Source organism: Sinorhizobium arboris LMG 14919, from assembly GCF_000427465.1.
Taxonomy (GTDB): Bacteria; Pseudomonadota; Alphaproteobacteria; order Rhizobiales; family Rhizobiaceae; genus Sinorhizobium; species Sinorhizobium arboris.
In genome coordinates this window covers 525,073-546,005 of sequence record NZ_ATYB01000014.1, presented here as the reverse complement: position 1 = coordinate 546,005, position 20,933 = coordinate 525,073, and the positions used below count along the sequence as shown (strand labels likewise).

Genomic DNA, 20,933 nt, shown 5'->3' with positions numbered 1-20,933 from the left:
AAGCCCGTGGGTTAAGAGGAAATTGTTGAACGAACGATGGCGGAAACGGCGCGTTTCATGCAGGCGGCCCTTCAGGAGGCCCGAAAGGCGGCGGCACGCGGCGAAGTGCCCATCGGCGCCGTCGTGGTGCTCGGCGGCAAGGTGATCGCTGCCGCGGGCAACCGCACCCGCGAACTCAAGGACATCACCGCCCATGCGGAGATCGAGGCGATCCGCCAGGCGGCTGCCGCCGTCGGCGACGAGCGGCTTTCCGGCGCCGATCTCTACGTCACGCTCGAGCCCTGCACAATGTGTGCGGCCGCGATTTCCTTCGCTCGCATCCGCCGCCTCTATTACGGCGCGGAGGATCCGAAAGGCGGAGCGGTCGACAACGGCGTCAGGTTTTACGCATCCCCGACCTGCCACCATGTACCCGATGTCTATTCCGGTCTGGCGGAGCGCGAGGCCGCCGATATTCTGCGCGAGTTTTTTGCGGCGCGCCGTTAGACGGGTTCCGGTCCGGAGATGCGCCGTTTCAAGAGTATCGTGTCAGGCGTCCGCGAACGCCTCTAGGCCCTTGCCGGCAAGGCGGTAACGCGTCCATTCCGACATAGGCTCCGCCCCGATCGCCTCGTAGACACGGATGGCGGGCTCGTTCCAGTCAAGCACGCTCCATTCGAAGCGGCCGCAGCCTTCGGCGACGGCCGTGCGTGCCAGATGTTTCAGGAGCGCCTTGCCGGCGCCGGAGCCGCGATACTCCGGCGAGACGTAAAGGTCCTCCAGGTAAAGCCCCTTGCACGCCTGCCAGGTGGAATAGCTGTAGAACCAGATGGCAAACCCCGCGGGCCTGCCGTCGGTCTCGCAGATCACGGCGCGCGCGACCGCACCGGCTCCAAAGAGCGACTCCTGCAGGCGCTCGACGGTCGCCTCGACTTCGTGCGCCGCTCTTTCATAGGTCGCGAGTTCCGTGATGAACCGCAGGATCGTCTTAACGTCGCCGGGTGCGGCATCGCGAATGCTGATGGTCATGGCTCGAAATCAACTGGATAAGTCCCAGGAAAACCGCGCGGCGGTTTTCCGTCTGGGATTGCGGCAAAACAAGGTCAGAGCATTCTCCACAAATCGGAGAAAGGCGGAAACGCTCCGGTGGCTAAAACGGCCAGTACCATTTGCTTCCGGAGTTTTTGATCTGCGCCTCTTTCTTGCGGCGGCGCTCCTTGTCCTTCTCCGGTTCGCCGAGATCGGCTTCGGAGCCCTCCGGCAGTCGGCGGTACTCGAGCGGCGGATCGCTCAGGAAGCGGCGCTTGTCCGAATAGGCTCCCTGCTCGATCTTGCGCGCCTGACGATAGGCCTCCTGCTGCTCCTTGGCCGAAAGGCGACGGCCGTTGGCATTCGCTTTTGCCAGCGGCGAGACGTAGTTGGGGTCGTTCTTGTTGGCGTCCGCCTCTTCGCGCAGGCGTGTGCGCATTTCTTCGGGAGACTCGACCCAGGCCGGGTTGGCCTCGCGGCTCGCGAGCGATTGCTGCGGCTCGATAAGCGCGGTCTGCTGCTGTTGCGGCGGCAGCACCAGCGCCGGGCGCGGCTGATACTTGACCGGATCCCTCTTCGGAGGAGCGAGGCTGACTGCGCTGCCGAGATCGTCCAGCAAATGCTCGCCGGCCGTCTTGTCCGTGCCGTAGGTCGGGCCGCCGATGCAGCCGGAAAGCACAAGGCCGCCCGCCAATATGGCGGCAATGCTGGCGGCCACTCGCAACTCTCGCATCATTCCCATGAGATCCCTTCCAGCCGGCCGTATCGCGCATGAAACGGCCATTCAGCGCCCCATGGCGGAAAAATCCGCCAAATTTCGGGCAGGTTTTACCGGATGAAGAGCCTGAGTGCAATTCACCCGGTAAACCGATCGGTTACGGCTTGAAGCCGAGTTCCCGCAAAGCGGCCGCATCACGCGCGGAGACATCCGGATAGAGCGGATCGGAACCGACGTCAGTGGTGATTCGCCAGGAGCGCGCGCATTTGCGGCCCTCGGCGAATTTCGGCACAACGCTGACCTTCGCGACGTCCGGCAGTCTGAACGCGTCGGCCGGGCCTTCGCCGCCGTCGACTTCGATCGCCGACGTGATGCAGATCTCGGCGAAGTCCTGACCTTCGAGCGCCTGGCGCAAATCGGCGTCGGCGACATGGACGACCGGCGCCGCCTCCAGCGATGAGCCGATGCGCTTCTCCTTGCGCTCGATCTCGAGCGCACCGGTTACCACCTTGCGGACCTCGCGGATCTTCCGCCACTTCTCGGCGAGTGCGTCGTTGCGCCATTCCGCCGGAACCGTCGGGAACTGTTCCAGATGCACCGAGACCGCTTCCGGGTTGCGCGAAAGCCAAGCCTCCTCGGCGGTGAAGGGCAGCATTGGTGCAAGCCACGTCACCAGGCAATCGAACAGGGTGCGGATGACCTGCAGGGCCGCGCGGCGGCGCAGCGACGACGGCGCGTCGCAGTAGAGCGCATCCTTGCGGATATCGAAATAGAAGGCCGAGAGTTCGACGTTCGCGAAATCGATGAGCGCCCGGGCGATCCTCTTGAAGTCGAAGGCGTCATAGCCCTCGCGCACCAGCCGGTCGAGTTCGGCGAGACGATGCAGCATCAGCCTTTCGAGTTCCGGCATGTCGGACAGTGCCACGACTACGCCCTCGTCGTGGGCGAGCGTACCGAGCATCCAGCGGACCGTGTTGCGCAGCTTGCGGTATGCGTCGATGTTCGTCTGGATGATGGTCTTGCCGAGGCGCTGGTCCTCCCAATAGTCCGTCGTCATGACCCAGAGGCGCAGGATGTCGGCGCCGGCATCCTTCATCACCTCCTGGGGCGTGACGGTATTGCCCTTCGACTTCGACATCTTCTCGCCCTTCTCATCCATGGTGAAGCCATGGGTGATGACGGCGTTGTAGGGCGCACGGCCACGGGTCGCGCAGCTTTCAAGCAGCGAGGAATGGAACCAGCCGCGGTGCTGGTCGGAGCCTTCGAGATAAACGTCGGCCGGCCATTTCAGGTCCGGACGGTCCTCCAGCGTGAAGGTGTGGGTCGAACCGGAATCGAACCAAACGTCAAGGATGTCGGTGACCTGATACCAGCGGGCATGGTCGTGGTCGTTGCCGAGGAAGCGCTCTTTCGCGCCTTCGGCGAACCATGCGTCCGCCCCTTCCTTCTCGAAAGCGTCGAGTATGCGGGCATTGACCTCATCGTCCACGAGAATCTCGCCCTGCTCGTCCGCGAAGACAGCAATCGGAACACCCCAGGCGCGCTGGCGCGAAAGCACCCAGTCGGGACGCTGTTCGATCATCGCCCTGAGACGGTTCTGGCCGGCGCCGGGGACGAAGCGGGTCCCGTCGATCGCGTTCAGCGCGCGGGAGCGAAGCGTCGTGCCATCGCCGAAGTCCTTATCCATGTAGACGAACCACTGCGGCGTGTTGCGGAAGATGACCGGTTTCTTCGACCGCCAGGAATGCGGATAGGAATGCTTGAGCCGCCCCCGCGCAAAGAGGGCATGACGGCCGATCAGAGCCTTGATGACGCGCTCATTGGCGTCGCCCTTCTTGCCCTTGTCGTCGATGACCCGTCCAGCGCCGCCTTCCGCATCCGGACCGAAGCCGGGTGCATCGGCCGTGAAATAGCCGGCATCGTCTACCGGGAACGGGATGGTGGACGAGATGCCGCGTTCCTCGAGGAGGCGCACGTTATCCATCCAGGCCTCGAAATCTTCGCGACCATGGCTCGGTGCCGTGTGGACGAAGCCGGTGCCGGCATCGTCGGTGACGTGCTCGCCGTCGAGGAGAGGCACGCTGAAAGCATAGCCTCCGCCGAGGCCGTGCAACGGATGGGCGCAGGTAATCGCCGCCAGGTCGCCCGCCTCGACATCGCGCACGAAGTTGAACGTGACCTTCGCCTTGGCCGCCGACTCTTCGGCCAGGCGCTTGGCGAAGATCAGCTTCTCGCCCGGCTGCGGGCCATAGTCGTTTTCGGCGGTCGCAACCTCGTAGAGGCCGTAGGCATATCGCGACGAATAGGCGATCGCGCGGTTTCCGGGAATCGTCCAGGGGGTCGTGGTCCAGATGACGACGGAGGCGCCGGCAAGCGCATCGGGGCCCTCGGTCACCGGAAACTTCACCCAGATCATGTCGCTTTCGACGTCGGCATATTCGACCTCGGCCTCGGCCAGCGCGGTACGCTCGACGACGGACCACATGACCGGCTTCGAACCACGATAGAGCTGGCCGGACCTGGCGATCTTCATCAGCTCGCCGGCGATACGCGCTTCCGCATGGAAGTTCATCGTGGTGTAGGGGTTCTCGAAATCGCCCTCGATGCCGAGGCGTTTGAACTCCTCGGTCTGGACCGCTATCCAGCCGCTGGCGAATTCACGGCATTCCTTACGGAACTCGTTGACCGGTACCTCGTCCTTGTTCCGGCCCTTTTCCCGGTACTTTTCCTCGATCTTCCACTCGATCGGCAAACCGTGGCAATCCCAGCCCGGGACGTAATTGGCGTCGAAGCCGCGCATCTGGAACGAGCGGTTGATCACATCCTTGAGGATCTTGTTCAGCGCGTGGCCTATATGGATATTGCCGTTGGCATAGGGCGGCCCGTCGTGGAGGACGAACTTCTCGCGGCCGGCAGCCGACGCGCGGAGCTTTTTGTAAAGCTCCATCTTCTGCCAGCGGGCAACGGTCTCCGGCTCCTTCTGCGGCAGGCCGGCGCGCATCGGAAAGTCCGTCTGCGGCAGGTAAAGGGTAGAGGAATAGTCGATCTTTTCAGCGGTTTCGGTCATGGTTTTCGCATTCGTCTTTTCCGCGCGGGGCAGTCACGCAGGCGGAAGGGTTCGGTAATCTCGAAGATGAATGGGGGCGTCGGAACGCCGAAATCCCGGACCTTCCGGCGCAGACTAGAGCGCGCGGAAAGCCGGGCCAATAATTCGCTGATCGATGATCACTCGATGGAACCGGGTCATTGTGGCCGGTTCTTTAAGGCGTTTTCCGCCTTTTGAAAAGGTCCGCAGGCCCCGCATGCCCGAATTCTTTGGAGCACTTCCAGGAAAAGTGTGTAGCGGCTCTCCGTCGGGAAGCGCGCGGATTCAAAGCGTTGGCCGTTTCGCTGATTATTGAAACAGTGAAACGATCCAGCGCATCGGGTGCTGCCGCTCTCAGGCGAAATTGAGCCTGCGGTCGATCTCGCTCAAGGGCTGAACGCCGGCAAGCAGCGCGCGCGCCTCGCCCTCGTCCCCGCGCATCTGGACCATCAATGGCTCGAGACCGTCGAACTTGAGTTCGTCGCGCAACCGGCCGAAGAAGGATACGGCGCAGATTTCGCCGTAGAGGTCCGCGGAGAAATCGAAGACGAATGTCTCCAGCAGGGCTTCGCCGTCGCTGTCGACGGTCGGGCGACGGCCGAAGCTTGCGACACCGTCATGGAGCGACCCGTTCGCCCGGCGGAAACGCACCGCATAGATGCCGCTTTTCAGCTCCGCTTCGGGCGGCAGGCGCATGTTCGCGGTCGGATAGCCGAGCGTGCGCCCAAGCTTCTTGCCGCCGATGACTTCGGCTTCGACCGTATAGCGATAACCGAGCAGCCCGGCCGCATGCGAAACGTCGCCCTCGGCAAGCAAGGAGCGAATGAAACTCGAGGAAATGACGGCCGCGTTTTCGTCGCGGAATGCATCCACAAGCGTAACGCCGAAACCCTCCCGTTCCCCGGCCGCCATCAGGAAAGCCGGCCCCCCTTCCCGTCCCTTGCCGAAATGGAAATCGAAACCGGTCACCACATGAAAGGCGTGGAGCCATTCGCGCAGGATGCGATGAATGAAGTCGGAGGCCGAAAGCTCCGAAAAGCTCCGGTCGAAGGGATATTCGATGACGGCGCCGAAGCCCATACCCTCGAGGATGCGGGCTTTCAGCGGAGCCGGGGTCAGGCGGAACACGGGCGTGTCGGGTCGGAAGACGGTGCGCGGATGCGGCTCGAAAGTGAGCACGAGTGCCGGAACGCCCCGCTTCGCCGCCTCGTCGAGGGCACGGTTCAGCACCGACTGATGGCCGCGGTGCACCCCGTCGAAATTGCCGATCGCGACCACGCCGCCGCGAAGATGCTCGGGCAGCGGATCGCGGGTCTCGTTGCGGTGAAAAACCGTCATGCCGATCTTCCCGTCATGCCAGCCGCGGCATCCACCATTTCGGCGTTGCCCCGTTCTGTCTCAGAAAGGCCATGAGCTTGGCTTCGTCGGTACGGCTTTCGTGCATGTAATCCTGGGCATGGATTCCTGCACTGATATAGAGCAGATCGAAGCCCGCATCCTGCGCACCCTTTACATCCGTGGGCATGCCGTCGCCTATGGCAATGATGCGCGACCGGTCGAACGCGCCCCTGACCGCCTTCGCCTCGGAGAGTGCTGCGCGATAGATGGAGATATAGGGCTTGCCCGCAATGCGGGCCTCGCCGCCGAGCTCTTCATAGAGCTTGGCGATGGCGCCGGCACAGGGGATCAGCCGATGACCGCGCTCGACGACGAGATCGGGATTGGCGCAGATGAAAGGTATTTTCCGCTTGGCGAGGCCCGTCAGCGTCGCACGGTAGTGCTCGGGCGTCTCGGTCTCGTCATCGTAGAAGCCGGCACAGACGATCGTCTCGGCGTCGTCGGCAGACACGATCTCGGTGCCGAGTCCTTCGAGCAGCGGCAGGTCTCGATCGGCGCCTATGAAGAAGATGCGTTTGTCGGCCGCCGCAATCAGCGCCCGCGTCACATCACCCGAGGTGACGATGCGATCATAGGATTCGTCAGGCACGCCGAGGCCACGGATCTGCACCGTGACGCCCGGATGCGGCCGGGGTGAGTTGGTGATGAGAACGACGGTCAGCCCCTGGGCGCGCGCCTCGGCAAGCGCTTCACAGGCGGATGCAAAGGCTTGAATCCCGTTGTGAAGCACGCCCCAGACATCGCAAAGGACCACGTCGTAGCGACCGGCGATTTCCCGAAAACTGTTGATCCTGACGGCCATGCTGGCTTCCTGCAAACTCGGCTTTCCGGCTGACATCGCAAGGAAGGGACAAGAATACAAGTCTCGCACCGAGAAAAACGCGGCGCTTCCAAAGGATTTAAGGCAATTGCAGGAAAGCGCGCGGCGGTTCTGCTCCAGATAACGATGCCTTAGGTCGCCTCGACCTGACTTTTCCTATCGCGCTCTAGAAAAGCGCGATCCCCCCGCCGCGGCGCAGATTGCCAGCGTCTGGAACATTCCGCGTTTCCACCAAAGGAGCGAGGCGGCTGCCAGGACCGTCAGGAACAAGGCGACAGGATCGAGCGTCGCCGGGTCCGGATGAGGAAGGAGAACCGACCCGGCCTCCGGCGTGCGGGCGCAACATTCAAGGCTGCCTGCTCGTTCACGGGTGCTTCCCCTTGCCGCCATGCGAGACCCAATCGTGCTTTTCCTGGGTCGCATCACGCGCCCAGCGATAGAGGGCGTCATAAAGGGTCATCCCCGCCTCGAGCTGTTCGAGATCGTCGGCATACATGCGCGAAAGGCCGAGTGAAACGGCAAGCAACCCGGCTGCCTCCGGCTCCAGTTCGCGCCTGTCCGTGTCGGCGCCACGGACGATACGGGCGACATGCTCCAGCGCAGGGAACGAGAGACGGAATTCCTTGACCATCGTGTCGAAGGTACATTCCTCGCCGCGATGGCTCCAGAAGACGCCTTCGATGTCGAACGGCGTCGCGCCGAAGCGCTCGCCGACGGCCTCGACCTCCGCCGGCGTGACGAAAAGAAACCTGGCGCGCGGATCGACGAAGCGCTGGATCAGCCAGGGACAGGCAATCCGGTCAATCTTCGGTCGCGACCGGGTCACCCAGACGGATCCCCCCGAAGGATCTGCATCCGGAAGGCTTGCGACCGGAACGAGCGGCAGCCCCGCCGCCCGCCACGCTTCGATGCCGCCGTCGAGTATTTCCGCAGCCGCCCCTGCATGACGCAGCCATGCGGCGGCACCTTCGCTGAGCTTGCCCCCGTGCTTGCAGAGCACGACAACCCAGCGGCCGCGGTATTCCTCTGCCCATCGCCGCACGTGAGCATGGGCGCGATGGAAGGAGCCCGGCACGAGATGCTGATCGGCTGCGAAGTCGTCGCCGTCGCGCACATCGATAAGGACTGGCGCCTTCGGGGTGCCGACGAGACGAGCGAGTTTTTCGGAAGAGATGGAGTTGAACGAGGCCATGTTACGACGTCCTTTAGATCGCTAGCGGACGCGAAACTCCGGCATGGCGCCTCGTGAGGCATTCGCTTACCCCATGGGAACCATCAAACAAAAGCGCGTCCGATCTGTCAACGATCATGGCCGGCAAAAAATCTCGGAGCCGATCCTTGACTCATTTCGCAGCCAGCCTTATCTCGGCTGGCGCTAGCACTCACTTGAGAAGAGTGCTAACACCCATCCGGCGGGTCCATCCGCGACCCGCAGTGTCATTTGATCGAGGGATTAGACAATGGCAAGCACCAATTTCCGTCCGCTGCACGACCGCGTTGTCGTCCGCCGCGTCGAGTCTGAAGAAAAGACCAAGGGCGGCATCATCATTCCGGACACCGCGAAGGAAAAGCCGCAAGAAGGCGAAATCGTGGCCGTCGGCTCGGGTGCCCGTGACGAAAGCGGCAAGGTTGTTCCGCTCGACGTAAAGGCTGGCGACCGCATCCTGTTCGGCAAGTGGTCCGGCACCGAAGTCAAGATCAACGGCGAAGACCTTCTGATCATGAAGGAAGCCGACATCATGGGCGTCATCGGCTGATAGCCGGCACCCTTCAAACTTCCGTAATTTGAAACCGGACCCGTTCCGGAATTCGAAACCAGGAGCTTTCAAAATGGCAGCTAAAGAAGTCAAGTTCGGCCGTAGCGCGCGCGAAAAGATGCTGCGCGGCGTCGACATCCTCGCCGACGCAGTCAAGGTGACGCTCGGCCCGAAGGGTCGCAACGTCGTTATCGACAAGTCGTTCGGCGCACCGCGCATCACCAAGGACGGCGTTTCCGTCGCCAAGGAGATCGAACTCGAAGACAAGTTCGAGAACATGGGCGCCCAGATGGTTCGCGAAGTCGCTTCGAAGACCAACGACATCGCCGGTGACGGTACGACGACTGCAACCGTTCTTGCTCAGGCGATCGTTCGCGAAGGCGCGAAGGCCGTTGCCGCCGGCATGAACCCGATGGACCTGAAGCGCGGCATCGACCTCGCTGTCGCCGAAGTCGTCAAGGACCTGCTGGCCAAGGCCAAGAAGATCAACACCTCGGACGAAGTCGCCCAGGTCGGCACGATCTCGGCAAACGGCGAAAAGCAGATCGGCCTCGATATCGCCGAAGCGATGCAGAAGGTCGGCAACGAAGGCGTCATCACGGTTGAAGAAGCCAAGACCGCCGAAACCGAACTCGAAGTCGTCGAAGGCATGCAGTTCGACCGCGGCTACCTGTCGCCCTATTTCGTCACCAACCCGGAAAAGATGGTCGCCGACCTGGAAGACGCTTTCGTTCTCCTGCACGAGAAGAAGCTCTCCAACCTCCAGGCGATGCTCCCGGTTCTCGAAGCTGTTGTCCAGACCGGCAAGCCGCTCCTCATCATCGCTGAAGATGTCGAAGGCGAAGCACTCGCAACGCTCGTCGTCAACAAGCTGCGTGGCGGCCTGAAGATCGCTGCCGTCAAGGCCCCGGGCTTCGGCGACCGCCGCAAGGCCATGCTCGAAGACATCGCCATCCTGACGGGCGGCACGGTGATCTCGGAAGACCTCGGCATCAAGCTCGAAAGCGTCACGCTCGACATGCTCGGCCGTGCAAAGAAAGTTTCGATCACCAAGGAAAACACGACGATCGTCGACGGTGCCGGCCAGAAGTCCGACATCGAAGGCCGCGTCGCTCAGATCAAGGCCCAGATCGAAGAAACCACCTCCGACTACGACCGCGAGAAGCTGCAGGAGCGCCTTGCCAAGCTCGCCGGCGGCGTCGCCGTCATCCGCGTCGGCGGTGCGACGGAAGTCGAAGTGAAGGAAAAGAAGGACCGCATCGACGACGCTCTCAACGCGACGCGCGCTGCCGTCCAGGAAGGCATCGTACCGGGCGGCGGCGTTGCCCTGCTGCGTTCCTCCGTCAAGATCACCGTCAAGGGTGAAAACGACGATCAGGAAGCCGGCGTCAACATCGTTCGCCGCGCTCTGCAGTCCCCGGCCCGTCAGATCGTCGAAAACGCTGGCGACGAGGCATCGATCGTTGTCGGCAAGATCCTCGAGAAGAACACCGACGACTTCGGCTACAACGCCCAGACCGGCGAGTATGGCGACATGATCGCCATGGGCATCATCGACCCGGTCAAGGTCGTTCGCACCGCCCTGCAGGATGCTGCCTCGGTTGCCTCGCTGCTCATCACCACCGAAGCCATGATCGCCGAGCTGCCGAAGAAGGAAGCTCCGGCAATGCCGGGCGGCATGGGCGGCATGGGCGGCATGGACATGATGTGATAAGGCGAAAGCCTTAGCACAGCAGGTCCATAAGCTTCGCCCATGCACCTAAAAGTGGTTCAGCGCGCCAAGCGCGCTGAACGGGCGGCATGGACATGATGTGATAAGGCATCAGCCTTAGCACAGCAGGTCCATAAAGCTTCGCCCATGCACCTAAAGTGGTTCAGCGCGCCAAGCGCGCTGAACGGGCGGCATGGACATGATGTGATAAGGCGAAAGCCTTGACATTATCCATCCGGATCTGGAGGGCGGCTCTCGGGCCGCCCTTTTGGTTTTATAGTGCTGGAGCGCATGCGGCCGAGGAAGTAGCGCGGCTATTTTACAAGCAATGCCTTCAGATCGATCTGCGGATCCGCCAGAAGCGCACGGTCCGGCGTGGCCCCCGACTCGAGCAGCTTCTTCCCCGTCACATAGGCCTTGGCGTCGTTGATCGCATCGACTGCTATCAGCTTTCCCTGGCGAAAATACCAGACGGAAATGCTGCCCTCGCGCTGGCCCGGCCGAACGAGCGTTTCGTCGTGGCCGAGGCCGAAGCCGGCTATCTGCAGTTTGACATCGTACTGGTCGGACCAGAACCAGGGTTTCGGGTCGTAGGGATCGGTGCTGCCCGCGAGAATGGCGGCAACCGCCTCCGCCTGATCGACTGCATTCTGCACGGATTCGAGGCGGATGCGCATGCCGTCCCACGGCAGGACGGCGCAGTCGCCCATGGCGAAGATCGCGGGATCGGATGTCCGGCCATGGCTGTCGACGACGATGCCGCTGGCGGTTTCGACGCCGGCTTCGTGCGCCAGGGCATCATTCGCGGCCACGCCGATGCCGACAATCACGATGTCGACGGGAATGACGGAGCCGTCGGAAAGCTCGGCTGCGGTAACGCGGCCATTGTCGCCGATCAGGCGGTGGAGCCCCGTGCGTTCACGTATGTCGACACCATGCGAGCGGTGGATCTCGCGAACGATCGCCGAGGTGGCCGCAGAGGCGACGCGCTGAAGGATACGATCGGCCATTTCGATGACGGTGACCTCGAGCCCGGAGGTCCGGGCAACCGCTGCAGCCTCGAGGCCGATATAGCCGCCACCGACGACCAGCACCCGCCGGCCGGGCTGCATCTCCTCTGCCAGCCGGTCGGCATCCTGGAAATCGCGCACGACGAAAACGCCCGCGAGATCGCCGCTTACCGCAGTCGGCAGCCGGCGCGGCGTGGCGCCGGTCGCGAAGGCAAGCGTCTCATAGGCCAGTGCCGAGCCATCGCTGAGGATCACCCGTTTGGCGGCGCGATCGACCCGCGTCACGGTGGTCGAAAGACGAATGTCGATCTCGTGCTCCGCATACCATGTCTCCGGGCGGTAAAGCAGGCGATCGAGAGTCATTTCGCGCAACAGGTATTTCTTGGAGAGCGGTGGCCGCTGGTAGGGCAGGCTCGCTTCGGCTGCGACGACCGTGATCGGACGCATGTCCTTGAGTGCGCGAAGCTTGGCGACCAAAGCGAATGCGGCTTGACCGCCGCCGACAACAACAAGTCTTCCCGACACCTGCTCCACCCGTCTCAAACGTCCCTGCTCATCGCTATCCTCCCGGCCGGCGTCTGGTCAATCTCCGGCCGGAAGGCTCCCCGTTCTTAATTTACTCCTTGCGCGGGATCTCCATGCCTCTCCGCGCGGCGGGGCGTGCCAGGCCGCGATCCACCCAGTCCATGACGTTCGGAAAGCTCTTATAATCGAGCACCTCGGCGCCGCCGTAGAATTTGCGCGCCCCCTCCACCCAGGGATAGGTCGCGATGTCGGCGATGGTGTATTCTTCACCCATCAGCCATTGCCGGCCATCGAGACGGGCTTCGAGGACGCTAAGAAGACGCTTCGCTTCGTCGCGATAGCGCTGAACGGGATAGGGGTTGTTGGCGACCTTGTCGGCGGCAAATTTGAAGAAATGTCCGAACTGCCCGAACATCGGACCGATGCCGCCCATCTGGAACATGACCCAGCATAGCGTCTCATAGCGCCCGGCCGCATCCGCCGGGAGGAGCTTGCCGGTCTTTTCTGCAAGATAGATCAGTATCGCGCCGGATTCGAAAAGGCCGATCGGTTTGCCGTCCGGTCCATTCGGATCGATGATCGCCGGAATGCGGCCATTCGGGTTGAGCGACAGGAATTCCGGCGACTTCTGCTCATTCGTATCGAACGAGATGCGATGCGCCTCATAGTCGAGGCCCAGTTCTTCCAGAGCTATCGAAACCTTCACCCCGTTCGGCGTCGGAAGCGAATAGAGTTGAACGATATCGGGATTTTTTGCCGGCCAGCGTTTCGTAATCGGAAAGGAGGAAAGATCAGCCATGACGGATGCCTCTAGGTGGGAATATCGAAGGGGTCCTGCCGCCCCAACATAGGGAGTGCCGGTTGCATTTGTCAGGGCCGAATGCAAATTTGCGCGCATTCGCCTCCGCCGGTCCCGTCCTTCAGAGCACGGCCCGCACGGCCGCAACGATCCGGTCGATCACCGGATTGCCACTATGGTCCGCCTTGCGGGCCCGCACGAGGCAGGCTTCAGAGCGCAGGATCACGCCATCCGAAAGTATCTTCAGATGGTTGGCCTTGAGCGTCGATCCCGTCGAAGTGATGTCGACGATGATGTCGGCGGAACCGGACGCAGGCGCGCCTTCGGTCGCTCCCAGGCTCTCGACGATTCGGTAGAGCTGAATGCCGTGGCTGCCGGAGAAGAAATGCTGTGTCAGGCGCCAGTATTTGGTGGCGATCGCAAGCCGCCGGCCGTGGCGCGCGCGGAAGTCTGCGGCGACGTCGCCCAGGTCGGCCATGGTGTCGACATCGTACCAGATCTCAGGGACCGCGACGACCACATCGGCGTGACCGAAGCCGAGACGGGCGGCGAATTCGACGCGCGCGTCGGCGTCCGCCAAGCCCTCGCGCACGAGGTCCTCTCCCGTGACGCCGAAATCGACCGCGCCGCTCCCGAGCTCTCGCGCGATTTCCGAGGCCGACAGGAAGGCAATCTCGACATCGTTCCAGCCTTCCACGCGGCCGCGATAGGACCGGTCGTTGCCGACCGCAGCTATCCTCATTCCGGCGCGTTCGAAGACCGCCGAGGCCTCATCCTTCATTCGCCCCTTGGAAGGCAGCGCAATGGTGACGGTCATTCCGCCCTCCCGGCAGCAATCGCCTGTTCTATCCGGTCGAGCCAGAGGGAAAAGCCGACGGCCGGGATATGTTCACGGGCGCCGAGCAAGGTGAGAAGACGGTCGAACCGGCCACCGCCGGCGAGCACCGCCTGCGTGCCTTCGACCTCGATCTCGAAGACGAGGCCGGTATAGTAATCAAGCGGTCGCCCGAAGGCGGCGCGGTAGCGCATCAGACCGGGATCGGCGCCAGCCCGCGCAAGCGCAGCCACGCGCGCGTCGAAAAGCGCGAGCGCATCATCGATCTTCAGGCGCGCCTTGCCGGCGAAGCGGTGGAGCGCAGCCGGGGCATCGGCGAGCGGGACGTCGAGAGCCAGGAACTCGCGCATGACCGCAAGCGCTTCCTTGTCCAGCCGGGTGGCGGCGAGCTCGACCTTTTCCTTCAGGCGCCGCGCTATGTCGCGGGGCGACCGGCTCGCATTGGCCGAATAGCCGGTGGCCTTCATCGTCTCGCCGATATGGGCGACGAGGCGCTCTTCGTCCTCGAGCATGCCGAGTGCCGCAACGCGCTCGACATCATGGCCGAAGACGCCGGGCGACTTCGGATCGGCCAGCGCCGCCAGAAGCCGTTCCAACTGCTTCTGATCGCCAAAGGCATGGATGAGACGTTTCTGCCAACCACCGGGAAGACCGCAAGCGGCAATCACCGCTTCGAACACCGACTGGTCGCCGAGCGTCACTTTCAGCCGCTCGCCCGGCAACCGGTTTGCGAGGACGAACATCGCGTCACCGACCACGCGAGCGTCGGCAGCGGCCGTATCCGGATCACCGAGGTCTTCGATGCCCGCCTGATAGAACTCGCTCGATCCTTCCCGACGCTGCCGGAACACCTCTCCCAGATAGGCGTAGCGTTGCGGCGTGCCGGTTGCGGTCTCGATATGCCGCAGGCAGACGGGTATGGTGAATTCGGGCCGCAGGCAAAGGCTTTCGCCGGTCTCGCTCTCGGTCATGAAGATGCGCCGGCGCAGATCTTCGCCGGCCATGTCGAGGAATGGCTCCGCCGGCTGGATGACCGGCGTATCGACGCGCATCGTGGCCCGGCGCTCGAAATCCGCAAGGAGGTCGCCTGCAAAGGCGGGAAGATTGATCAGAGGCATTGCGGTCAACCCGCCCTTTTCCGGTCCTCGGCCTGTTCCGCCAGAATTTCGCGAACCTTCGCAACAAGTTCGGCTTCCGGAACGGAAACCTGCGCGACACGCGCCTCGCGCCAAGCGACATTATCCTCGATTTCGCCCGAGAGCCGCTTGCCTTCGATCAGATCCTTGATCTGTACGACGCCGGAGGCGCGCTCGTCTCCCCCCTGAATAACGGCGACGGGGGAACCGCGACGGTCGGCATATTTGAGCTGGTCGCCGAAGTTTTTCTTGTTGCCCTGGTACATTTCCGCGCGAATGCCCGCATGGCGCAGCTCCTGCACGAAACTCTGGTAGCGCCCCATACTTTCGGTATCGCGATCCATGACGCAAACCACAACCGGGGCGGTGACCTGCTCGACGCCCAGCTTGCCGAGGTTCTTGAGCGCCGTCATCAGCCGCGAGACGCCGATCGAGAAGCCGGTCGCCGGTACCGGCTGGCCCATGAAGCGCGAAACGAGCCCGTCGTAGCGGCCGCCGCCGCCGACCGAGCCGAAGACGACCTTCTCGCCCTTCTCGTTGGTGACGGCGAACTGCAATTCCGCCTCGAAAACCGGACCGGTATAGTATTCGAGACCCCGCACGACCGAGGGGTCGATCTTGATGCGGTCCGCCTCGTAACCGGCGCTGAGTACAAGACTGCGGATCGTATTCAACTCGTTGACGCCCTCGGCGCCGCGCGACGTTCCGTCAACGAGTGCTGCCAGCTCGTCCGCGCTCCTGGCGTAGTCGGTGATACCGACGAAGAACAGGATCTTGCCTATCTGCTCCTCCCTGAGCCCGGCGCCCTTGGTGAAGTCGCCGCTCTCGTCCTTGCGCCCTTCGCCCAGCAACAGCCGCACGCCTTCCGGACCGAACTTATCCAGCTTGTCGATTGCGCGCAGCACCGTCAGCCGCGTATTCATCTGTTCGACGCCGCCGAGACCGATTGCCTCGAGAACGCCGTCGAGGACCTTGCGGTTGTTGACGCGGATCACATAGTCGCCGCGGGCAATGCCGAGCGCCTCCATTGTATCGGCCATCATCATGCACATTTCGGCATCGGCCTGGACGCCGGCCGCGCCCACCGTATCGGCATCGAACTGCATGAACTGGCGGAAGCGGCCCGGGCCCGGCTTCTCGTTGCGGAAAACGTAGCCGGCACGATAGGTGCGGTAGGGAAGCTGTATCTCGTTGAAATTCTCGGCCACGTGACGCGCCAGCGGCGCGGTCAGATCGTAGCGCAGGCTCAGCCACTGGTCGTCGTCGTCCGTAAGCGAAAAGACGCCTTCATTCGGCCGGTCGCTGTCGGGCAGGAACTTGCCAAGCGCGTCGGTGTATTCGAAAAGCGGCGTCTCCACCGGATCGAAGCCGTAACGTTCATAGACCTCTCGGATTTTCGCGATCATCTCGTCGACTGCGCGAATGTCCGCAGCCGACCGGTCGATGAAACCGCGCGGCAGGCGTGCCCTGAGCTTCTGCGTTTTCTTCTGTTTTTCATTCATTGAAAGCATTCCGGACTTCAAGCTTGATCGGTGCCTTCCCTACCGGATCATGGCAGGGGCGGCAAGGGCGACGACCGGTGACTGTGGCGAGCCGTGGGCCCCCGCACCTCCCCTTTCGGAACATTGCATCGCGAGATGCGTTTTCCGGCCGATATGTGATCACAATGCCGTGATTGTATCTATTTCCGATTTTCACGTATAGGTTACGCAGGAGACTGGGAACGGGGGAAAATGCTGGACTTCATGACACCCGGAACGGGAGCCGTAAAGCCTCTGAATATGGAAACGCAGAGGGCTTGGGCCCGCCGCCTCTCGCAGGCCGGTTACCTGGTTGAGCCATGGCGCTGCGATCTTTCCAGTGGCGCTTTCGTGTTGGGCTCCAGAACGCTTGCACTGCTTGGCCTGCGGCGCAATCCCTGCGGCATCATCGACCTTGTGCGTGCCTATGACAGGGGCGACCGGCCCACGATCCTCAACATCCTGGAACAGGCGACGGAAAGTTCGTCTTCCTTCCGCTTCTCGACAACCGTCCACGGCGCAGCGGGACGTCCGTCTCCGCTTCATTGCGTCGGCAACTCGACGCTCACCGACGAGGGCGCGGAGGGATCGCTCGAAGGCGTGTTCGCGCTGCCGCAATAGCCGGGAGACTTGACGTTCGGCCGACAGCGCCGATTTTCCGTTCATTCACTGCCCGCGGCTGCCTCGGCCGGCGACGGATTCGATCAAAGGAAACGATATGATTCTGAAAAGGTTCACACTTGCGCTTTTGCTGGCCGCCTTCGCCGCCCCCGCCCTCACGCAGGAGAGCGGCCACGGCGGCATGCATCACGGCTCCACGGAGGTCGGCGCGACGGATGAGGCATCTCCGTCGAGCAAAGCCTTCGCCGAAGCGAATGCGAGGATGCACAAGGACATGGACATCGTCTTCAGCGGCAATACGGATCTCGATTTCGTGCGCGGCATGATCGCTCACCATCAGGGCGCGATCGACATGGCGAAGGTCGAGCTTCAATACGGCAAGGACGAAACGATCCGCAAGCTCGCGGAAGACATAATCGAGGCCCAGGAGGGCGAGATCAAGATGATGAGGGAGTGGCTGGCACGGAACGGCGGTTAGAACATTTCCGCCTCCCCGATTCGCGGAACCGCTCTGGGCCCAAGTGATGTCTGGGCCTAAGTGATGATGTGCCCGATTGGCAAACAAGACCGGGGATGAGGATTTAATCCCACTACCGGAAAGAATTTCCCTTTCTGCGCGGCGCCAGCGGGTCCCGGGCCTACACCGATATTGACAGAAGCTCGCAAGCTCACCTTCCATAGCACAGGTGCCATACGTCAGGAGGGGAAACGATGACGATACCACCCGGTGCATCTCCGCAACTTTACAACGAAGACCTCGCGCCCGCCAAAGAGCGCAACTGGGGCGCGTTCTCCATTTTCAACGTCTGGACATCGGACGTGCACAGCCTGTGGGGCTATTATCTCGCCGCCAGCCTCTTTCTCTTCTGCGGCAGCTTCACGAACTTCCTTCTGGCCATCGGCATTGGCTCGCTTATCATCTTCTTCCTGATGCAGCTTGTCGGCGTTGCCGGCGTACGCACCGGCGTTCCCTTTCCGGTCCTAGCCCGGGCATCCTTCGGCATCTGGGGGGCGAACTTCCCTGCCATCGTCCGCGCGATCGTCGCTTGCTTCTGGTACGGCGCACAGACGGCGGCCGCCTCGGGCGCCATCGTCGCGCTGCTTATCCGCAACGAAAGCATGCTTCAGTTCCACCAGTCGAGCCACATGCTCGGTCATTCCACCCTCGAACTGGTCTGCTACGTCGTCGTCTGGGGCCTTCAACTGCTGATCATCCAGAACGGCATGGAAACGGTTAGAAAATTTCAGGACTGGGCCGGCCCGGCGGTCTGGGTGATGATGCTGCTGCTTGCGATCTATCTCGTCGTCAAGGCTGGCGGCTTCTCGTTCAACCACACGATCCCGATGGACGTGCTGCTCGAGAAGACCAAGAATGCGGGTGTGCCCGGCGTGCCGGGGTCGATCGCCGCACTTGGTGCGGTGGCCGCGATCTGGGTCACCTATTTCTCGGCGCTTTATCTCAATTTCTGCGACTTCTCGCGCTACTGCCCGAACGAACGGTCGCTCAAGGTCGGCAACCTGTGGGGCCTGCCGGTCAACCTCATCCTGTTCTCTCTGGTTGCCGGCGTCACCACCATAGCCGCCTACAATGTCTACGGCGAAGTGCTGCTGCACCCCGACCAGATCTCGGCCAAGTTCGACAGCTGGTTCCTGGCGCTGCTCGCCGCGCTCACCTTCGCGGTGGCGACGCTCGGCATCAATGTCGTCGCCAACTTCGTTTCGCCGGCCTTCGACTTCGCCAACGTCTTCCCCAGGCACATCGACTTCAAGAAGGGCGGGTACATCGCGGCCTTGATCGCGCTCGTGCTCTACCCCTTTGCGCCCTGGGAAGGCGGGGCCGCGCATTTCGTCAACATGATCGGCAACACGATGGGTCCGATCTTCGGCGTCATGATGGTCGACTACTATCTCATCCGAAAGGGTCGCCTCGACGTGGAGGCGCTCTACCGCGAGGACGGCGAGTTCCGCTTCGAGAACGGCTGGCACGTCAACGCGCTGATCGCCGCCGGCATCGGGATCGTCTTCTCCTCGATCCTGCCGGGCCTCACATCCGTCATGCCGGAATGGTGGGGTGTCTACGGCTGGTTCTTCGGGGTCGCCATAGCCGGTACGATATACTACGCGCTCCGCTCCTTCCAGGCGGCGAGGCCCTACCCGGCCCAACCTTGATAGGCATTCCGATCCAGACAACGCGCCCTCCCTCTCCAGTGGGGAGGGCGCTGTTCGCATCCGATGTGGCAATCATGCCGCCGGACGTGCGAAACGCCGGCGCAGCTCCTCTATCGGGGCACGGCAGAAGCAGCCCTCGATATGATCGTTGACGAGGCCCATGGCCTGCATGAAGGCATAGACCGTCGTCGGGCCGACGAAGGTCCAGCCGCGCTTCTTCAGGTCCTTGGAAATCCGCACCGAGGCGGGGGTCGTCGGATTGGCGATCAGGGTCTCGAAGTCGACGGTCTTCGGACGCTCGTTTCCATCCGGCTCATGCGACCAGAAATAAGCCGCGAGCGATCCGAATTCCGCGCGTAGCTCCTTCGCGCGGCGGGCATTGTTGATGGTCGAGACGATCTTGCCGCGGTGGCGGACGATGCCGGTATCGGCGAGGCACCGCTCGATGTCCTCCTCTCCGAATTCGGCGACCTTGTCGAAGTCGAAGCTTGCAAATGCGGCGCGAAACGCCTCGCGCTTTCTCAGGATCGTCAGCCATGAGAGGCCGGACTGGAATCCTTCGAGGCAGATCTTTTCGAACAGCCTGTAATCGTCGGCGACGGGGCGGCCCCATTCTTCGTCGTGGTAGCGCCGGTAATCTTCCAGATTGCCGTGCCAGGCGCAGCGATCCAGTCCGTCGTCCCCCGTAATCAAGCCCCTTGCTGCCATCTCGCCTCTCTCCATTGTTTCTCTTTTGTTCCGTTTACCATTTGCAAACCACATCGATAAAGGGGCGAATAACCCTACTCAAAGCTTTATTGACGTGGACCGCCCTTCAGCGCTGCACCGTTTACCATTCGGTTGCGCACCGGTGAGAGCATCGCGCCATTGACGGAGCGCGGAAAAACGCATGCGAATTCCCGCAGCCCCGCCCCGTTGGAATGAATTCGAGACCCTGGCGAGACAGCTCACCCGGGCTCCTCCAGATTATTTCGGCCAAGTAGCGAGTCCGTCCGATGCTGAAGAAATCCCTTTGTCTTGCCATGTGCCTTTTCCCGATCCTTTCCGGGGCTGCGGGTGCGCAGGACCGTTATCAAAACCGGCCCCCCGTGATCGTCAGCCCGGATCTGACCGCCCCATGGGTGATGCAGTTGACCGGCGAGCGCGTCGTTTATCGCCAGCAAGCTCCGACAGCCACCCGAAAGATGCCCGGGCGGCGCGAACTCAGCCGCCGGCCCGCCACGGCAACCGTTCAGCCGGCATCGATCGCGCGCAGGCAAAAGCCGTCAATGTCCAAATTCGACCCGCAGTTCCTGCCGCAGATGGTCGCCTACGAGACGAAGGAAAAGCCCGGTACGATCATCATCGACACCAACAACCGCTTTCTCTATCTCGTCACCGCTCGCGGAGAGGCGCGGCGCTACGGTGTCGGCGTCGGCAAGCCGGGCTTCGAATGGGCCGGAGAGCACAGGATCACGCGCAAGGCCGAGTGGCCCAACTGGACGCCGCCGCAGGAAATGATCGCGAGGGAGGCAGCCAAGGGCCATTTTCTGCCGGCCCGTATGGACGGCGGCCCGGACAATCCGCTCGGCGCTCGCGCCATGTATCTCGGCTCGACGCTCTATCGCATCCACGGCACCAATGCCCCCTGGACCATCGGCTACGGCGTTTCCTCCGGCTGTATCCGCATGCGCAACGAGGACGTCGTCGACCTTTACGAGAGGGTGAAGGTCGGCACGAAGGTCATCGTGATATAGCGACTGTGACATTAGAATACTTCTTCCACTTGTTCTCTCTTCATCTCGTGAAATCGTGGTTTTGAAGCAACAGATGTTCCTTGAG

Annotated in this window: 19 protein-coding genes; 7 read left to right on the top strand and 12 right to left on the bottom strand. The window is 62.4% G+C overall.

The annotated features are described in order from the left end of the window. Positions 1–36: 36 nt before the first annotated feature. A complete protein-coding gene (locus tag SINAR_RS0113715; RefSeq protein ID WP_027999623.1) occupies positions 37–486 on the top strand; it encodes a nucleoside deaminase in 450 nt (149 codons plus the stop codon). A gap of 42 nt (positions 487–528) precedes the next feature. Here the strand turns inward: SINAR_RS0113715 and SINAR_RS0113710 are convergent, their stop codons facing one another. The 6 genes from SINAR_RS0113710 to SINAR_RS0113685 form a co-directional block, all read right to left on the bottom strand. Next, positions 529–1,008, bottom strand: a complete 480-nt coding sequence (locus SINAR_RS0113710) for a GNAT family N-acetyltransferase (RefSeq protein ID WP_027999622.1) — start codon at positions 1,006–1,008, stop codon at positions 529–531. A 121-nt stretch (positions 1,009–1,129) separates the two neighbouring features. Then, positions 1,130–1,750 carry a hypothetical protein gene (locus SINAR_RS0113705; protein WP_027999621.1) on the bottom strand — a complete coding sequence of 207 codons (621 nt, stop codon included), beginning with the start codon at positions 1,748–1,750 and terminating at the stop codon, positions 1,130–1,132. Between the two features lie 133 nt (positions 1,751–1,883). Then, positions 1,884–4,793: an isoleucine--tRNA ligase gene (ileS, locus tag SINAR_RS0113700; protein WP_027999620.1), complete on the bottom strand. Its 2,910-nt coding sequence runs from the start codon at positions 4,791–4,793 to the stop codon at positions 1,884–1,886. 372 nt (positions 4,794–5,165) lie between these two features. Continuing rightward, positions 5,166–6,149: a bifunctional riboflavin kinase/FAD synthetase gene (locus SINAR_RS0113695; protein ID WP_027999619.1), complete on the bottom strand. Its 984-nt coding sequence runs from the start codon at positions 6,147–6,149 to the stop codon at positions 5,166–5,168. Between the two features lie 13 nt (positions 6,150–6,162). Beyond that, entirely contained in the window at positions 6,163–7,011 is an 849-nt protein-coding gene (locus SINAR_RS0113690; RefSeq protein ID WP_027999618.1) for a TIGR01459 family HAD-type hydrolase, read from the bottom strand. A gap of 382 nt (positions 7,012–7,393) precedes the next feature. Further along, positions 7,394–8,221, bottom strand: a complete 828-nt coding sequence (locus tag SINAR_RS0113685; protein ID WP_027999617.1) for a chromate resistance protein ChrB domain-containing protein — start codon at positions 8,219–8,221, stop codon at positions 7,394–7,396. A 268-nt stretch (positions 8,222–8,489) separates the two neighbouring features. On the opposite strand from SINAR_RS0113685, the gene groES reads away from it, so the two are divergent. Both groES and groL read left to right on the top strand, forming a co-directional pair. Next, entirely contained in the window at positions 8,490–8,786 is a 297-nt protein-coding gene (groES, locus tag SINAR_RS0113680; RefSeq protein WP_010968824.1) for a co-chaperone GroES, read from the top strand. Positions 8,787–8,859: 73 nt separating this feature from the next. After that, positions 8,860–10,497 carry a chaperonin GroEL gene (gene groL / locus SINAR_RS0113675; RefSeq protein WP_027999616.1) on the top strand — a complete coding sequence of 546 codons (1,638 nt, stop codon included), beginning with the start codon at positions 8,860–8,862 and terminating at the stop codon, positions 10,495–10,497. 314 nt (positions 10,498–10,811) lie between these two features. On the opposite strand, the gene SINAR_RS0113670 is transcribed toward groL, so the two are convergent. The 5 genes from SINAR_RS0113670 to hisS all read right to left on the bottom strand — a co-directional run bounded on the left by SINAR_RS0113670 (position 10,812) and on the right by hisS (position 16,304). Then, a complete protein-coding gene (locus tag SINAR_RS0113670; protein WP_084617725.1) occupies positions 10,812–12,032 on the bottom strand; it encodes an NAD(P)/FAD-dependent oxidoreductase in 1,221 nt (406 codons plus the stop codon). A 91-nt stretch (positions 12,033–12,123) separates the two neighbouring features. Further along, a complete protein-coding gene (locus SINAR_RS0113665; RefSeq protein ID WP_027999614.1) occupies positions 12,124–12,831 on the bottom strand; it encodes a glutathione binding-like protein in 708 nt (235 codons plus the stop codon). Between the two features lie 121 nt (positions 12,832–12,952). Further along, the gene (gene hisG, locus SINAR_RS0113660) at positions 12,953–13,648 is read right to left on the bottom strand and encodes an ATP phosphoribosyltransferase (protein ID WP_027999613.1); all 696 of its coding nucleotides are present in this window, start codon (positions 13,646–13,648) and stop codon (positions 12,953–12,955) included. Beyond that, positions 13,645–14,784, bottom strand: coding sequence for an ATP phosphoribosyltransferase regulatory subunit (locus tag SINAR_RS0113655; RefSeq protein WP_027999612.1), 1,140 nt, complete (start codon positions 14,782–14,784; stop codon positions 13,645–13,647). The genes hisG and SINAR_RS0113655 overlap by 4 nt, the downstream gene beginning before the upstream one ends. Positions 14,785–14,789: 5 nt before the next feature. Beyond that, positions 14,790–16,304 (bottom strand): histidine--tRNA ligase, encoded by a 1,515-nt coding sequence (hisS, locus tag SINAR_RS0113650; RefSeq protein ID WP_027999611.1) that lies wholly within the window; start codon positions 16,302–16,304, stop codon positions 14,790–14,792. Between the two features lie 231 nt (positions 16,305–16,535). Here hisS and SINAR_RS0113645 point away from each other — a divergent pair, with 231 nt between their 5' ends. The 3 genes from SINAR_RS0113645 to SINAR_RS0113635 all read left to right on the top strand — a co-directional run bounded on the left by SINAR_RS0113645 (position 16,536) and on the right by SINAR_RS0113635 (position 19,112). Continuing rightward, positions 16,536–16,943 carry a hypothetical protein gene (locus SINAR_RS0113645; protein ID WP_027999610.1) on the top strand — a complete coding sequence of 136 codons (408 nt, stop codon included), beginning with the start codon at positions 16,536–16,538 and terminating at the stop codon, positions 16,941–16,943. Positions 16,944–17,040: 97 nt separating this feature from the next. Then, positions 17,041–17,421, top strand: coding sequence for a CopM family metallochaperone (gene copM / locus SINAR_RS0113640; RefSeq protein ID WP_027999609.1), 381 nt, complete (start codon positions 17,041–17,043; stop codon positions 17,419–17,421). Between the two features lie 233 nt (positions 17,422–17,654). Further along, positions 17,655–19,112, top strand: coding sequence for an NCS1 family nucleobase:cation symporter-1 (locus SINAR_RS0113635; protein WP_027999608.1), 1,458 nt, complete (start codon positions 17,655–17,657; stop codon positions 19,110–19,112). Positions 19,113–19,184: 72 nt separating this feature from the next. Here SINAR_RS0113635 and SINAR_RS0113630 read toward each other — a convergent pair whose 3' ends face one another. Further along, positions 19,185–19,820 (bottom strand): DNA-3-methyladenine glycosylase I, encoded by a 636-nt coding sequence (locus SINAR_RS0113630; protein WP_027999607.1) that lies wholly within the window; start codon positions 19,818–19,820, stop codon positions 19,185–19,187. 287 nt (positions 19,821–20,107) lie between these two features. Here SINAR_RS0113630 and SINAR_RS0113625 point away from each other — a divergent pair, with 287 nt between their 5' ends. Then, positions 20,108–20,848, top strand: coding sequence for a L,D-transpeptidase (locus SINAR_RS0113625; protein WP_027999606.1), 741 nt, complete (start codon positions 20,108–20,110; stop codon positions 20,846–20,848). Positions 20,849–20,933: the final 85 nt, after the last annotated feature.